The following is a 15,734-nucleotide window of genomic DNA, read 5'->3' as shown; positions in this document are numbered from 1 at the left end:
ATCAAGGGCATATGGAGGTCTCACTCCATTGCCCTTGGTATGTTTTATGGGGAGGCTGTTCATGAGTAATTTGGCTGATAAACGGAATCGCTTTGAGCTTTTGATGCAGCAAGCCGAGATTCCAGCCGATGTTGTACGTTCATATTTTGCAGAAGGGTACATTGATCAAGTAGAAATTAGCCGAAAAAATCGCGACTGGACATTCTATTTGGTGAAAAATGACCTTGTGCCTCTGAATATTTATCGTTCATTTTGTAAAATGATTCAAGAGAAGTTTGCACAGATCGCAAAAATTCGGTTTATTTGGAAATATGAACAAGCAGAACCTGCTGCTCTCGTTGAGGAGTATTGGGGATTATTTATGGAATGGTTACAGCGAGAAGTCCCTTCTGTAAATGGTTGGTTGTCCAAAGCTAGGTTCGAAGTACAGGGAAATGCCCTATCGTTGATCATGTTGGATGCTATAGGTCTAGAATTAGCGAAGAAAAAGAATATCGATATGTTTATTCGGAATTTTTTTCATAACTTTTTTCAAACAGAGCTATCTGTCAAATATGCTATTAGTGATACCACAGAAATAGTTGCGGAATATGAGAAGTTTGCAAAGCAGCGTGAGCAAGGTGAAAAATCATATACACAAGAAATCATGATGTCCATTGACATGGAGGAAGAAGAGTCATCCTTGCCTGAGGGTGATCTGAAGCTAGTCATGGGCATTGATATAAAAGAAGTTCCTACGCCACTTAAGGATATCCAAGAAGAAGAGAAGAAAATCGCTGTACAAGGTACTGTATTTGGCTTGGATGTCAAAGAATTAAGAAATGGCAATACGTTATTCACTTTCAATATTACAGATTTCAGTGATTCACTAGCAATGAAGGTTTTTGCGAAGACCAAGGACGATGTGAAGATCATGAGTCTTCTTGCCAATGGGACTTGGATTAGAGCAAGAGGGAAAGTTGAGTATGATCGTTTCATGCAAATTCCTGAGCTGGTGATGATTCCGAATGATCTATACGAAGTGATGGCACCAAGGGATCGTATGGATGACGCTGCTGAGAAGCGAGTAGAGTTTCATTTGCACACGACGATGAGCACGATGGACGCACTGACACCGATCGATCAATATGTGAAAATGGCGGCAAAATGGGGTCATAAAGCGATTGCTGTTACAGACCATAGCAATATTCAATGTTTTCCTGATGCCGGAAAAGCGGCCAAAAAGCATGGGATTAAAGTGATTTATGGTGTTGAAGCGAATGTAGTTAATGATTCGGTTCCTATTGTCATGAATGGTCGAGATCTTGACTTAAAACAAGCCACTTATGTTATTTTCGACGTGGAGACGACAGGACTGTCTGTTATCAATAATCGAATTATTGAGCTTGCAGGCGTGAAAATGCAGGATGGGAAAGAAATAGATCGCTTTGCAACATTCATTAATCCACACGAGAAAATCCCTTATAACATTCAACAATTAACGAATATTAATGATGATATGGTCAAAGATGCTCCAGATATTGAGGACGAGTTGCCTAAGTTTGTTGAGTTTATTGGAGACTGTGTGCTTGTCGCACATAACGCGCGATTTGATATGGGCTTTCTCCAAGCGAATTTAAAGCGCATGAACCTTCCAGAGGTTACGAATGCTGTTCTTGATACGTTGGAGCTAGCTAGATTTCTCTTTCCTTCTATGAAAAACCACCGATTAAACACGTTGTCGGATAAATTCAAAGTGGGTCTTGATAATCATCACCGTGCGATTGATGACTCGATTGCTCTTGGACATGTACTTTACCATTTAATTAATGAGGCTAATGATCGTCAAATTACGAGCTTAGCTAAACTAAACGATTATGTGGGGAAAGACCTCTCGAATCAGCGCCCTTTTCATTGTTGTATTTACGCACTCAACCCAGTCGGCAAGAAAAATTTATTTAAACTGATCTCATTGTCTCATACTACCTATTTGCAGCGAGCTGCGACAATCCCCAAAAGTGTATTGGTCGAACACAGAGATGGACTTCTAGTCACCTCTGGATGCGAGAAAGGGGAATTTTTCGAAGCTGTTCTTAATAAAACGATTGAGGAAGCTGAACAGGTTTCGGAATTCTATGACATTCTCGAAATTCAACCCGTTAGCTATAATATGCATCTCGTAGAAAAAGGCTTGGTTGGTTCGAAAGAAGATCTAGAGGATGCTGTTCGTCGTGTATGTGAAATTGGTTATAAAACGGGTAAGCCGGTCATTGCCACTGGGAACGTTCATTATCTGAATCCGCGTGAGAAAGTGTGTCGGGATATTACGATCAATGGGATTACAGGCTTTAGTCCGCTGAAAGCAGTGAAAAAGCCTGACGCACATTTCCGTACAACGAAAGAAATGCTCGAAGAGTTTAAGTTTTTGGGTGAAGAAAAGGCAATTGAGGTTGTCATTCGCAGTACGAATGATCTTGCCGATCGGTTTGAATCTATCGAGCTTTTCCCAGACAAGCTATTCACACCTATTATCGAGGGTGCAGACGAAGAAATTCGAACAACCTGTTATGAAACTGCGAAAAGTATGTACGGGGAAGAGCTTCCCGAAGTCATTATTGCGCGACTAGAGAAGGAACTAGTTCCGATTATTAAATTCGGATTCTCTGCCAACTATTTGATTTCCGAACGTCTCGTGAAAAAATCGAATGCGGATGGCTATCTGGTAGGTTCTCGGGGATCCGTTGGCTCCTCTGTCGTTGCCATGATGTTAGGGATTTCAGAAGTTAATCCATTGCCACCTCACTATATATGCCTTTCCTGCAGGCACAGTGAATGGTTCCTTGACGGTAGTGTTCCGAGTGGTTTCGATTTGCCAAACAAAGTATGTCCTTCCTGCGGCGGGAATTTAAAAGGGGATGGGCATGACATTCCGTTCGAAACGTTCTTAGGATTTAAAGGGGACAAGGTTCCCGATATCGATTTGAACTTCTCAGGGGTTTATCAGCCGGTTGCACATAACTTCACGAAGGAGATCTTTGGACCTAAGAATGTATTCCGGGCAGGGACAATCGGTACTGTTGCTGAGAAAACGGCTTTCGGATTCGTAAAGAAATATGAAGAAGAACAAGGTCAGAAATGGCGCGGTGCAGAAATTGCGCGGTTGGCTTCAGGCTGTACGGGGGTCAAAAGAAGTACTGGGCAGCATCCAGGCGGTATTGTTGTTGTTCCTGATTACATTGAGGTTGATGATATTACACCGGTTCAATTCCCTGCAGATGATAAAAATTCAGAATGGATGACGACACATTTTGACTATCATGCTTTCGATGCGAACCTGCTCAAATTAGATATTCTGGGGCACGACGATCCGACGATGATGAGAATGCTTCAGGATTTGACAGGCATCGATCCAACAACGATTCCAATGAATGATGCCAAGGCGATGAGTATCTTCAATTCTACGGATGCACTAGGCGTAAGGCCAGATCAAATTCGTTCTCCTGTGGCTACGTATGGCGTTCCCGAAATGGGAACCAAATTCGTTCGTCAGATGCTTCAAGAAACGCAACCTTCGTCTTTCGCCGATTTATTGCAAATTTCAGGGTTGTCACACGGAACAGGTGTTTGGTTGGGGAATGCGCAAGAGCTTATCAAAAAAGGGATTTGTAACATTAAGACAGTTATTGGCTGTCGGGATGATATCATGCTTTATCTGATTTACAAAGCGGGAATGGATGCTGGTCTTGCTTTTAAAATTACGGAGAGTGTGCGTAAAGGGAAGGGCCTTACCGACGAATGGAAAGAAGAAATGAAACGCTGTAATGTTCCCGCTTGGTATATTGAATCCTGCGAAAGGATTGAGTATATGTTTCCAAAGGCGCATGCTGCAGCTTACGTTATCTCCGCCGTACGGACTGCTTACTTCAAGGTGTATCATCCGATAGCTTACTATGCTACTTACTTTAGTGTACGCGCTGCTGATTTTGATCTTGAACTGCTTTGCCAAGGATATGATGCGATTCTCAGACAACTTGTAGAAATTGAAGCGAAAGGTTTCCAAGCACTACCGAAAGAGAAAGCTATGGTTTCAATTCTTGAAATGTCACTGGAAATGACGTCACGCGGCTTTAGTTTCAAGCCGATTGACATCTACCGCTCCGATGCAACGAAGTTTATCATTGATGGCAATTCCTTAATTCCACCGTTTGCAGCGATGTCAGGAATTGGTGAAAATGCGGCTAAAAACATTGCGGCTGCTAAGGATGATGGGGATTTCTTATCCATTGAGGACTTCCAGAATCGTTCCAAAGCTTCCAAAACGGTAATTGAATTGTTAAGCTCAATGGGTTGCTTCCGCGGGTTGCCTGAATCCAATCAACTCTCATTGTTCTAGTCATAAGATGCTTAAGAAGTCACCTTTTCTTCGAAAAACTTTAAAGTAGATGCTTACGAAGCGAGTTTTCTAAAGAAAACTTTAGGCTGTCAAGTGAAAATGATTAACAAGTTTGCTATTGTAATGCAAAGAATGGTTATGGTATAATTTTTATTGGCAATAATGAGGATATCATCTTGTGATTAAAGAGTGGGGAAACCCACTCTTTACATTTTGATATAGGACTTTTCGGGATACGACAAGGAGAAGTCAATTTAGGAGGTACACATATCTGTGGCTACACAAGAACAAATCAAATCCATCATTGAGGACATGCTGAAGGATTTTGTTGAACAAAATGGATTTGAAATCGTGGATATTGAATATGTCAAAGAAGGCAGCAATTGGTTCCTTCGCGTCTATGCTGACAAAGAAGGCGGAATTGATATAGATGATTGCGGCCGCATCAGTGAATACTTAAGTGTTCAATTGGATGAGAAAGATCCGATTACTGATGCTTATTTCTTGGAAGTTTCTTCTCCTGGAGCAGAACGTCCGCTTAAGAAAACTCAAGATTATTATAAAGCCGTGAATAGTCACGTATTTGTTACTTCGTATGAACCGATCGACGGTTCTAAGGAATTTGAAGGGTTGTTGCAGTCTTATGACGAGGAAGTACTCGTGATTGAGATTGGTAAAAAGAAAATCAGCATTCCGGTTGCCAAAGTAGCTAGTGCACGTCTCGCTATCGTATTTTAGTAATCGTTACTTATTGAAGGGGGGGACTCAGTTCAAATGAACACGGATTTTATTGAAGCGCTGTCGGAAATTGAACGAGAGAAGGGTATCTCCAAGGAGCTACTCATTGATGCTATTGAAGCGGCGATGATTTCAAGTTATAAACGTAATTTCAACACGGCACAGAACGTACGTGTAGATATCAATCGACATACGGGTCTTATTAAGGTTTATGCACGGAAGACCGTAACAGAGGAAGTATTGGATCCAAGATTGGAAATTTCTGTTCATGCATCGCGTGAAATTAATCCGAACTACCAATTGGAAGATATTGTTGAAATTGAAGTGACGCCTCGTGATTTTGGACGTATTGCTGCACAAACCGCTAAACAGGTTGTAACGCAACGAATCCGCGAAGCCGAGCGTGGCTTAATTTATAATGCGTTTATCGATAAAGAAGAAGATATCGTAACGGGTATCCTGCAACGTCAAGACCAACGTAATATTTATGTTGACCTTGGCAAAGTAGAAGCTGTTCTTCCACTTACGGAGCTTATGCCTACGGATAAGTTCAAACAGGGAGACCGTATTAAAGCTTATATTACGAAAGTCGAGAACACGACAAAGGGACCTCAAATTATTTTATCGAGAACACATCCAGGGTTGTTGAAGCGTCTATTTGAGCTTGAAGTGCCTGAGATTTTCGATGGCGTAGTAGAGATTCGTTCCGTTGCACGTGAAGCAGGCTTCCGTTCGAAGATTGCTGTTCATTCTCGTAACCCAGAGGTTGATCCAGTCGGATCATGCGTAGGCCCTAAAGGACTTCGCGTACAAACAATTGTAACCGAGCTGCGCGGAGAGAAAATTGATATCGTTCGCTGGATGGAGAGTGTAGAAGAGTATGTAGCGAATGCGCTAAGCCCTTCTAAAGTGCTTGAAGTTCAGATTCATGAAAATGAAAAAATGGCACGAGTCATTGTACCTGATTATCAGCTTTCTCTGGCAATTGGGATTAAAGGACAGAACGCTCGTTTAGCTGCAAAGCTAACAGGCTGGAAAATCGATATCAAGAGCGAAACACAAGCAGAACAAGAATATGGCAGAGTGAAAACTTATTCGGAAGAGATGCACCAAGATTCGATTAGCATCGATTAAGTTTTTGTTTGGAACAAGGGGTGATCGGAATGAAGCAGAGAAAAATCCCTCTGAGAAAATGCGTTGCCTGTCAGGAAATGATGCCGAAGAGGGAATTGATCCGCGTCGTCAAAACGCCTGAGGATGACATTCTCATTGATCTTAAGGGGAAGAAGTCTGGGCGCGGTGCCTACCTGTGCGGTAAAGTTTCTTGTTTTAAATTGGCAAAGAAAAGCAAAGCCCTGGATAGAGCTCTGAAGCATGCTGTAGGCGCAGACATTTATGACCAACTGGAACAAGATTTCATTCGTGTTGAAGATGAATTCCTTTCTTCGAAAGAGGAGGAGGAATCAGAAGATGAATCCTAAATTTTTAAATCAATTAGGATTAGCGATGAGAGCCGGTAAACTCGTAACGGGTGACGAAGGTGTTTTCAAAGCCATTCGCTCGGGTGAGGCCAAGCTAGTTATTATGGCGGAAGACGCTTCTGCTAATACACGTAAGAAATTTCAAGATAAATGCCTATTTTATGGGGTTAAGCTCATGGAAGTCGGTACGAAGTATGAATTGGGCCGCAGCATTGGGAAAGAAATGCGTGTCACCATAGGTGTATTGGACGGAGGCTTCGCGCAGATGCTGCAGAAGAGTCAAGAAAATCCTGCGGAGGTGAAACATATTGACCAATAAACAAGATAATAAAGACAAGACACGCGTGTACGAATACGCGAAACAGCTCAATATGAGCAGCAAAGAAATTATTACCATTCTCAAACGATTAAATATACCTGTTAACAACCATATGAGTGTTATGGAGAATGACGCAGTTAGCAGTGTGGAAAAGTTTTTTAGAGATATCAAAGCTAATGCAGCTGCCAAACGAGCAGCTACGGACGGAGGAAATGTGAGTTCATCTACGACGAATCAGAATCCTGCATCGCAGGCTCCAGCACAAGAGAATAAAGGTGCAGTAACTCCGGCGGCAAAGCCAGTTACTACTGAGCAACAATCAACTAGTCAACCGACTACATCAACTGGAGCCACGACTCCACAACAAGGTCAGTCTACACAAAATACGTCAAGTCGCCCCCCACAATCACGTCCAAGTGGTCAAAGCAGCAACTACCAAGGAAATCGCCCTAATAATAGCCAAGGCGGACAACGAACGGGCTATCAAGGATCTAATCCAAATGGTGGACGTCCAAGTGGTCAAGGTTCCAGCCAAGGTGGACAGCGTACAGGTTACCAAGGTTCCAATCCTGGTGGACAACGTACGGGTGGTTACCAAGGTTCCAATCCTAGTGGACAACGTCCTGCAGGTGGAAGCAGCGGTGGCTACAACAACAGCAGTCGTCCAGCTAGTCAAGGATACAGCCAAGGCGGACAAGGACAAGGCGGAGCACCTCGCACGAATAGTAATTATGCAGGCACTCGTCCGAATCAAGGTGCAGGCGGCGCTGGCGCAAGCAGTGGTCAAAGCGCGAACAGTGGGCGTCCACAATCTAGTCCGAATCGCAGTGCTGGCCCTAATCGTCAGTCCAAGCCTTTCGAGAACCGCAATAATAACCAAAGTGGAAGACCGGTAGTTCAAGAAGCTAAACCGCAATTTCATGTTGGCGCAACAGCGGCTGAGTTGGATGATGCAGCAGCAAAAGCTGGCGTGATCACAACGAAGAAATCCAAACCAACACCAAAACGTTTTGACGATAATAGATCTGGTGGTAATCGTGGTCCTGGTGGCAACAACAGAGGCAACCAACGCGGAAACAACAGAGGTCGTTACCAACAAGACATGGTTAAGAAAGAAAAAGTGGATAACACACCTAAGAAGATCATCGTTCGTGGTAATATGACTGTTGGTGAAACAGCGAAATTGCTTCACAAAGATGCTTCTGAAGTTATTAAGAAGCTTTTATTCCTTGGCACAATGGCTACGATCAACCAAGAGTTAGATTTGGAAACTATTCAATTGATTGCGACCGAATTTGGTGTTGAAGTTGAAATCAAAATCAAAGTCGAAGAAGATAACTTCGAAACATTCGAAGAAATCGATGACGAGGCTGACTTGCTCGAACGTCCACCTGTTGTTACGATCATGGGTCACGTCGATCACGGTAAAACAACATTGCTTGATGCCATTCGTAAAACGAGTGTAACTGAAGGCGAAGCAGGCGGGATTACACAGCACATCGGTGCTTATCAAGTCGAAGTTAATCATAAGAAAATTACTTTCTTGGATACGCCAGGTCACGAAGCGTTTACTACAATGCGTGCCCGCGGTGCTCAAGTTACGGATATTACGATTATCGTTGTTGCAGCAGATGATGGTGTAATGCCACAAACCGTAGAAGCGATTAGTCATGCTAAAGCGGCTGGCGTACCGATCATTGTAGCCGTGAACAAGATTGATAAAGAAGGCGCTAATCCAGACCAAATCAAGCAAGCTCTAACGGCTTATGAGTTAGTTCCGGAAGAGTGGGGCGGCGATACGATTTTCTGCGAAATTTCCGCAAAACAACGTATTGGTCTTGAAAACTTGCTTGAAATGATTTTGCTAGTAGCTGAAGTACAAGAGTACAAGGCTAACCCGAACAAGCGTGCTAGAGCGACTGTTATTGAGGCTGAGTTGGATAAAGGAAGAGGCCCAGTGGCTAGAATCCTAATTCAACACGGTACGTTAAAAGTTGGAGATAGCTTCGTTGCCGGTGTATGCTTCGGTCGTGTTCGTGCGATCGTAAACGATAAGGGTAAACGTTTGAAAGAAGCAGGTCCTTCAACTCCGGTTGAAATCACGGGTCTGACAGAAGTTCCACAAGCTGGGGATCCGTTCTTGGCTTATGAAGATGAGCGTAAAGCAAGAGACATTGCAGATCGTCGTGCGATTGCACTTCGTCAATCCGAGATGACAGCTAATTCACGTGTTACTCTGGAAGACCTCTTTAAGCATATTAAAGATGGTGAAGTGAAAGATCTGAATGTGATTATCAAAGGTGACGTTCAAGGTTCTGTAGAAGCACTGAAAAGCTCTCTTGAGAAGATTGAAGTTGAAGGTGTTCGCGTTAAGATTCTTCACAATGGTGTTGGCGCAGTAACTGAATCAGATATTATTCTGGCATCTGCTTCCAATGCGATTATTATTGGATTTAACGTTCGTCCTGAGCCTGCTGCGAAAGCAACGGCTGATCAAGAGAAAGTTGATATCCGTCTGCATAACATCATTTACAACGTAATCGAAGAAATCGAGCAAGCGATGAAAGGCATGCTGGATCCAATCTTCAAAGAAGTTGTTCTTGGTCAAGCTGAAGTACGTAATGTTTTCAAAATTACAGGTTCAGGAACAATTGCAGGTTGTTATGTAACTTCAGGTAAAATTGCTCGTAATGCACAAACTCGCTTAGTTCGTAGCGGAATTGTTGTTCATGAAGGCAAAATTGATTCCTTGAAACGATTTAAGGATGATCAAAAAGAAGTTGCACAAGGCTATGAGTGTGGTATATCTCTTGAGCGTTATCATGATATTAAAGAGGGCGACATCATCGAAGCCTTTATCATGGAGTCCGTTGAGAGGTGATTAAAAAATGGCTAGAGTTCGTGTAGGTCGAGTTGGTGAACAAATCAAGAAAGAGTTAAGTCAAATCATTCAAGCGGAACTGAAAGACCCACGTATTGGTTTCATGACCGTTACAGGTGTTGAAGTGACGAATGATTTATCCCTGGCTCGTGTGTATCTAAGTGTAATGGGAACTGAAGAAGAGAAAGCTGCCACCCTTAAGGCGCTTTCTGTTGCTTCAGGATATATTCGCTCAGAGTTAGGCAAACGAATTCGTTTACGTAAGATTCCAGAGCTTCAGTTTAAATTTGATGCTTCTATCGACTATGGTAGTCACATTGACCAATTGTTGTATAAGCTCAATCAGGAAGGAAATACAAACGTATGAATATCGGAATGAACCATGCCACCGAATACTGTCAGCAGCTGGCAGCAGCAGCTGCGTTTATCGAGCAGCATGATGATTTCTTGGTAGTATCTCACATCCAGCCGGATGGAGATGCCGCCAGTTCAACGTATGCAACAGGTTGGATATTAAGTCGGCTTGGAAAGTCATTCACAATGATCAATGAGGGCGCTATGCCCTCTAAATTTTCCTACTTAGCAGGTAGTAAACATACGATTGATTATAGTGAACAGGCACCGAATCGACTTTATCAAACCATCATAAGTGTTGATTGTGCTGATTTCTCCAGAATGGGTAGGATCAGCACTCTTTTTGATGAGCAGGCAAACCTGCTCAATATTGACCATCATCCAACGAATGATGAATTTGGTTCCTGTCATTTAATCAAGCATGATGCCGCGGCGACCGTTCAAATTTTGTATGATTTGGCGATACATATGAAACTGCAACCTGATATTTACTTCGGTGAATGCATTTATACTGGCTTGCTTACAGATACAGGTGGATTTCGATACTCAAATACCTCTTCAGAGGTTATGAAAATTGGAGCCTCCATGTTGGAGTTAGGGGTCAAGGGTGCTGAAATCGCTGAGCATGTACTTGAACGAATGACGTATGCACAGATTGTACTTCTCCAAAAAGCGCTATCCACACTTTCCTTTGCCTATGATCGAAAGTTAGCTTGGCTTGCTGTGTCGCTAGCAGATTTAGAGTTAACAGGTGCGTCGAGCGACGATTTGGACGGTTTAGTGAATTATCCTCGTAATGTTGAGGGTGTTGAAGTGGGCATGTTGATTAAAGAGAAGGCACCTGGCGTCATTAAAGTAAGTCTGCGCTCCTCTGGACTAGTCGATGTTGCTGCAGTAGCACAATCACTAGGTGGTGGAGGACATGTTCGCGCGTCAGGATGTACTGTCCATGGTACGCTAGATGAAGCAATTGCTAGAATGGTTGAGGAAGTAGGGGACAAGCTGAAATGACGCTAGAAGGCATACTGCCTGTTTGGAAACCAGCGGGCTTTACATCACATGATGTTGTCGCCAAAGTTAGAAGGATACTAAGTATTAAAAGAATTGGTCATACGGGTACGCTTGACCCACAGGTGACAGGGGTACTGCCACTTTGCATCGGTCGTGCTACACGGATGGTTGAATATATTCAAGAGTTGCCGAAGGAATATGAAGCTGTTTTACGTATTGGCTTATCTACAGATACTGAAGATATGACGGGGACAGTCTTGGAAGAGGTGCCTCATGTGTCACTTGACGAAAGTCAAGTACGTGAAGTGCTGGAATCTTTCGTAGGAGACATCGAACAAATCCCTCCTATGTTCTCTGCTGTTAAAGTAGATGGTAAACGACTCTACGAATTGGCGAGAGAAGGTAAGGAAGTTGAACGAAAAGCTAGGAAGGCGACCATCCATGAACTTGAGATTCTCGAGCTCAACTTGGATCAGAAGCACCCTGAAATTCGTTTCCGAGCTGTGTGCTCCAAAGGTACCTACATCAGAACATTATGTGTAGATTTAGGAAAAGCACTCGGATATCCGGCCGTTATGGTAAGTTTGATACGTACGTCAACAGGGAATATTCGTAAAGAGCAATGTTTAACCTTTGAACAGATTGTTCAATTGCTGGAGGAAGGATCATTGCAGCAGCATATGATTCCAATGGACATTGCGATCTCACACATACCATCTATCTCCCTCACTGATCAAGAAGCACTTCATTCCTTGCAAGGTAAGAAAATAGATCTAGCTGCGAATCGAGTGGCTCATGCAGATGCATCACAATCCATATTTCGGGCCTATTCTCCAGATGAACGATTTCTTGGTCTGTTTGAATGGAAAAGCACTAGCCACGTCTTGGTCCCGGCCAAAGTATTCCTTTAATCATAACGTCGCGGGACGGGTTGAAATGGGTAGGTGAACGAACTTTTATGCAAATAATACCAATATCATATCCGATGGATTTGGATCAGCTAACACAGTTTGTAGGGAAACAAGTGGTGGCCATTGGTGACTTCGATGGTGTACATTTAGGACACCAAGAGGTAATAGGACGGGCAAAGCTAACGGCTAAGAACCTTGGACTAAACTCGGCCATCATGACCTTCTATCCCCATCCTAGGGCTGTAATGGGGCAAGATAAATATGTGGAGTCGTTGACTCCCACGAAGAAGAAGATGGAGATCTTTGAAAGCATGGGCATCAATCATGCTTACATCGTAACGTTTGATGCCTCGCTTATGCGGCTATCTCCGGAACAATTCGTCGATCAAGTCCTTGATCGTCTTGGCGTGGATAGTGTCATTTGTGGTTTTGATTTTACCTTTGGATTTCAAGGTAAAGGTACTCCGGATTCACTCTGTGAGTTGAGTCACGGGAAATTCTCTGTTGAAGTGGTGAGACCTTTTCATATGAATGGTGAAAAAGTGAGCAGTACGCGTATACGTGAAGCATTGCAGGTTGGAGAATTGGAAACTGTGACTAGGCTGTTAGGACGTCCCTATAGCATAAGTGGTACTGTAGTAGATGGGGCGAAGAGAGGGAGAACCCTTGGTTTTCCTACAGCGAATCTCCAACTAGAAGAACCGTATGTCAGTCCGACGAACGGTGTCTACGCAATAAAAGCAACCGTCCGCGGGGAAGTTTATCAAGGTGTCATGAATATTGGTGTGAAACCAACATTTGAGACAGGAGAACTCAAACCATCATTTGAAGCGCATTTATTTGAATTTTCTGAGCAAATATATGGAGAAACCGTTCTGGTTGAGCTTATCGCTTTTCTTAGACCCGAACGTAAATTCACTTCACTAGAAGAATTAGTTGCTCAAATAAAGCTTGATACAGCTGAAGCAAGACAGAAATTGACGTTAGAGACTTAATCCTACATTTACTTCTACTAGTCAATTGTGATATACTGAATAACGTTGTCGAATGGACTTGTTCGTTTGGCATGAACCTTAGCTTGGATTGACGTTTTCATCGGCGCTTTCTAGGCTAGCGGGGATACTAATAGAATTTAGGAGATGAACGATTATGGCAATTACGCAAGAGCGCAAAACGCAACTGATTCAAACTCACAAGGTACACGATACCGACACAGGTTCACCTGAGGTACAAGTAGCAATCCTTACAGAAAACATTGTTAACCTTACAGACCACCTTCGTACACACAAGAAAGATCACCACTCCCGTCGTGGTTTGCTTAAAATGGTTGGACAACGTCGTAAGTTGCTAGCATATGTTAAAAACAAAGATGTAAGCCGCTATAGTGCTTTGATTGCAAAGCTTGGTTTGCGTCGATAAAACCGACAATGAGAAGCAACCTGTTGCTCCTTTGCTAGGCTTGATAAAGCTCTGGCAGAGAGCAGCAAATGGTTGCTTTTTCTTGTATTTTTAAAACAGGAAAAGAAGGAAATACTAGACATAACGCAGAAATAGAGGATAACTCCATAGCTTGTCTATTTGCATACATACGGAGCAGATTCAGATTGGTCTCTGGATCTTATGATTTCTGTACATGTTTATCAAACACATATTTTGAAATTCAAACCATGCCTTAGGAGGATTTTATGGAGACAAGGGTACAAATGGAACTTGGCGGTAAGCCGTTCATTCTTGAAACAGGCCGACTAGCCAAACAAGCCAATGCAGCTGTAACTGTTCGTTATGGCGACACGGTTGTGCTTAGCACAGTAACGGCTTCCAGCGGACCGAAAGATTTAGATTTCTTTCCGTTAACTGTGAATTATGAAGAAAGATTATACGCGGTAGGTAAAATTCCTGGTGGTTTTATCAAGCGTGAAGGACGTCCTAGTGAGAAAGCTATTCTTGCGAGCCGTTTGACGGATCGTCCGATTCGTCCGCTTTTCCCAGAAGGCTTCCGTAATGATGTTCAAATCGTGTCGATCGTCATGAGCGTGGATCAAGAGTGCCCACCTGAAATGGCTGCAATGATCGGTACTTCTGCTGCACTTGCGATCTCTGATGTTCCTTTTAACGGACCTGTTGGTGGCGTGATTGTTGGACGTGTTGATGGACAATTCGTTATCAATCCAACTGGTGAAATTGCAGAGAAGAGCGATCTTCACTTAACTGTAGCTGGTACCAAAGATGCGATTATGATGGTTGAAGCTGGAGCGAAAGAAGTTTCAGAGGAAGTTGTCCTTGAAGCGATCATGTTTGGTCATGATGAAATTCGTAAGATTGTTGCGATTATCGAGGAATTGGTTGAGCAAGTAGGTAAGCCGAAAATGGAAGTTAAACTCCATGCTGTTGATGCTGAAGTGAATAGCGCGGTGCGTGAATTTGCTCAAGCAAGATTAGTGGATGCGATCAAAATTCCTGAGAAACATGCTCGTCAAGAAGCGATCGATGTTGTCAATGCGGATGCTGTTGGACATTTCACTGCATTATATGTAGAAACACCAGGTCTTCTAGGTGATGTGAAAGAAACGCTTTATGATATCGTGAAAGAGGAAGTACGCCGCTTAATCACTCATGATAAAGTAAGACCAGATGGACGTAAACCAGAAGAAATTCGTCCAATTGAGTGCGATGTTAACTTGTTGCCGCGCACGCACGGTTCCGGTTTGTTCACACGTGGACAAACGCAAGCTCTTAGTATTTGTACATTAGGTGCGCTTGGTGATGTTCAAATCTTGGACGGTTTAGATCTGACTGAAACGAAACGTTTCATGCATCATTATAACTTCCCGCCATTCAGCGTTGGGGAAGCAAGACCTTTGCGTCCTCCAGGTCGTCGTGAAATTGGACATGGTGCATTAGGTGAGCGAGCTATTGAGGCAATTATCCCGAATGAAATTGAGTTCCCTTACACAATACGTCTTGTGTCTGAAGTGTTGGAATCGAACGGTTCGACTTCTCAAGCAAGTATTTGTGCAAGTATTCTTGCACTTATGGATGCTGGGGTTCCGATTAAAGCGCCAGTTGCAGGTATTGCAATGGGTCTAATCAAAGACGGCGATCATTTCTCCATTTTGTCCGATATTCAAGGTATGGAAGATCACCTAGGCGATATGGACTTTAAAGTTGCAGGTACTGCAGAAGGCATCACAGCACTACAAATGGATATCAAAATTGACGGCATCGACCGCAGCATTTTGCAACAATCGTTGCAACAAGCCAAAGAAGGCCGCTTGCATATTTTGAGCAAAATGGTATCACGTATTTCTACACCAAACAAAAATCTTTCTAAATATGCGCCTAAAATTCTCACAATGAACATCAACCCGGATAAAATCCGTGATGTCATTGGAGCGGGCGGTAAAATCATCAATAAAATTATTGAAGAAACTGGCGTGAAGATCGACATTGAGCAAGACGGCCGCGTATTCATTGCATCGTCGAATCAAGAAATGAATGAGAAAGCTCGTTCCATTATTGAAGGTATCGTACGTGAAGTCATCGTTGGCGAAACTTACCTTGGTACAGTGAAACGCGTAGAGAAATTCGGCGCATTCGTTGAAATTCTACCTGGTAAAGAAGGTCTCGTACACATTTCACAAATTTCTACTGAGCGTGTAGCGAAAGT

Annotated in this window: 12 protein-coding genes; all 12 read left to right on the top strand. The window is 43.1% G+C overall.

The window, feature by feature from the left end; genetic code table 11:
* The first annotated feature begins 61 nt into the window (after nucleotides 1-61).
* On the top strand, nucleotides 62-4,372 hold the full coding sequence (locus tag AB4114_RS22740) for a PolC-type DNA polymerase III (RefSeq protein ID WP_441990502.1): 4,311 nt from the start codon (nucleotides 62-64) through the stop codon (nucleotides 4,370-4,372).
* Nucleotides 4,373-4,645: 273 nt separating this feature from the next.
* On the top strand, nucleotides 4,646-5,110 hold the full coding sequence (gene rimP / locus AB4114_RS22735; protein ID WP_441990501.1) for a ribosome maturation factor RimP: 465 nt from the start codon (nucleotides 4,646-4,648) through the stop codon (nucleotides 5,108-5,110).
* 36 nt (nucleotides 5,111-5,146) lie between these two features.
* Nucleotides 5,147-6,244, top strand: coding sequence for a transcription termination factor NusA (gene nusA, locus AB4114_RS22730; protein WP_028558311.1), 1,098 nt, complete (start codon nucleotides 5,147-5,149; stop codon nucleotides 6,242-6,244).
* Between the two features lie 29 nt (nucleotides 6,245-6,273).
* On the top strand, nucleotides 6,274-6,591 hold the full coding sequence (rnpM, locus tag AB4114_RS22725; protein WP_056625035.1) for an RNase P modulator RnpM: 318 nt from the start codon (nucleotides 6,274-6,276) through the stop codon (nucleotides 6,589-6,591).
* The gene (locus tag AB4114_RS22720) at nucleotides 6,581-6,910 is read left to right on the top strand and encodes a L7Ae/L30e/S12e/Gadd45 family ribosomal protein (RefSeq protein ID WP_235550652.1); all 330 of its coding nucleotides are present in this window, start codon (nucleotides 6,581-6,583) and stop codon (nucleotides 6,908-6,910) included. The genes rnpM and AB4114_RS22720 overlap by 11 nt, the downstream gene beginning before the upstream one ends.
* Nucleotides 6,900-9,791: a translation initiation factor IF-2 gene (infB, locus tag AB4114_RS22715; RefSeq protein WP_441990500.1), complete on the top strand. Its 2,892-nt coding sequence runs from the start codon at nucleotides 6,900-6,902 to the stop codon at nucleotides 9,789-9,791. The genes AB4114_RS22720 and infB overlap by 11 nt, the downstream gene beginning before the upstream one ends.
* Nucleotides 9,792-9,798: 7 nt before the next feature.
* Complete coding sequence (gene rbfA, locus AB4114_RS22710; RefSeq protein WP_056625044.1) at nucleotides 9,799-10,158, top strand: 30S ribosome-binding factor RbfA; 360 nt, start codon at nucleotides 9,799-9,801, stop codon at nucleotides 10,156-10,158.
* Nucleotides 10,155-11,156 (top strand): DHH family phosphoesterase, encoded by a 1,002-nt coding sequence (locus AB4114_RS22705; RefSeq protein WP_441990499.1) that lies wholly within the window; start codon nucleotides 10,155-10,157, stop codon nucleotides 11,154-11,156. Before rbfA ends, AB4114_RS22705 begins: the two co-directional genes overlap by 4 nt.
* A complete protein-coding gene (gene truB / locus AB4114_RS22700; RefSeq protein ID WP_441990498.1) occupies nucleotides 11,153-12,067 on the top strand; it encodes a tRNA pseudouridine(55) synthase TruB in 915 nt (304 codons plus the stop codon). Before AB4114_RS22705 ends, truB begins: the two co-directional genes overlap by 4 nt.
* Nucleotides 12,068-12,114: 47 nt before the next feature.
* Nucleotides 12,115-13,062, top strand: a complete 948-nt coding sequence (locus AB4114_RS22695) for a bifunctional riboflavin kinase/FAD synthetase (RefSeq protein ID WP_441990497.1) — start codon at nucleotides 12,115-12,117, stop codon at nucleotides 13,060-13,062.
* A 154-nt stretch (nucleotides 13,063-13,216) separates the two neighbouring features.
* Complete coding sequence (rpsO, locus tag AB4114_RS22690; RefSeq protein WP_028558319.1) at nucleotides 13,217-13,486, top strand: 30S ribosomal protein S15; 270 nt, start codon at nucleotides 13,217-13,219, stop codon at nucleotides 13,484-13,486.
* 266 nt (nucleotides 13,487-13,752) lie between these two features.
* Nucleotides 13,753-15,734: polyribonucleotide nucleotidyltransferase (locus AB4114_RS22685; RefSeq protein WP_441990496.1), on the top strand; the 1,982-nt coding region annotated here is incomplete at its 3' end.

Origin of the sequence: Paenibacillus sp. 2RAB27 (genome assembly GCF_052115445.1) — a bacterium.
Lineage (GTDB): Bacteria > Bacillota > Bacilli > Paenibacillales > NBRC-103111 > Paenibacillus_E.
Note: the sequence above shows the minus strand (reverse complement) of the source record. Positions and strands in the feature narration are given on the sequence as shown.

Bases quoted from the DNA above. Each gene is read 5' to 3' on its own strand.
- AB4114_RS22695 (WP_441990497.1), top strand. From the start codon at position 12,115: ATGCAAATAATACCAATATCATATCCGATGGATTTGGATCAGCTAACA.
- rbfA (WP_056625044.1), top strand. From the start codon at position 9,799: ATGGCTAGAGTTCGTGTAGGTCGAGTTGGTGAACAAATCAAGAAAGAG.
- AB4114_RS22740 (WP_441990502.1), top strand. From the start codon at position 62: ATGAGTAATTTGGCTGATAAACGGAATCGCTTTGAGCTTTTGATGCAG.
- nusA (WP_028558311.1), top strand. From the start codon at position 5,147: ATGAACACGGATTTTATTGAAGCGCTGTCGGAAATTGAACGAGAGAAG.
- AB4114_RS22720 (WP_235550652.1), top strand. From the start codon at position 6,581: ATGAATCCTAAATTTTTAAATCAATTAGGATTAGCGATGAGAGCCGGT.
- truB (WP_441990498.1), top strand. From the start codon at position 11,153: ATGACGCTAGAAGGCATACTGCCTGTTTGGAAACCAGCGGGCTTTACA.
- rnpM (WP_056625035.1), top strand. From the start codon at position 6,274: ATGAAGCAGAGAAAAATCCCTCTGAGAAAATGCGTTGCCTGTCAGGAA.
- rpsO (WP_028558319.1), top strand. From the start codon at position 13,217: ATGGCAATTACGCAAGAGCGCAAAACGCAACTGATTCAAACTCACAAG.
- AB4114_RS22705 (WP_441990499.1), top strand. From the start codon at position 10,155: ATGAATATCGGAATGAACCATGCCACCGAATACTGTCAGCAGCTGGCA.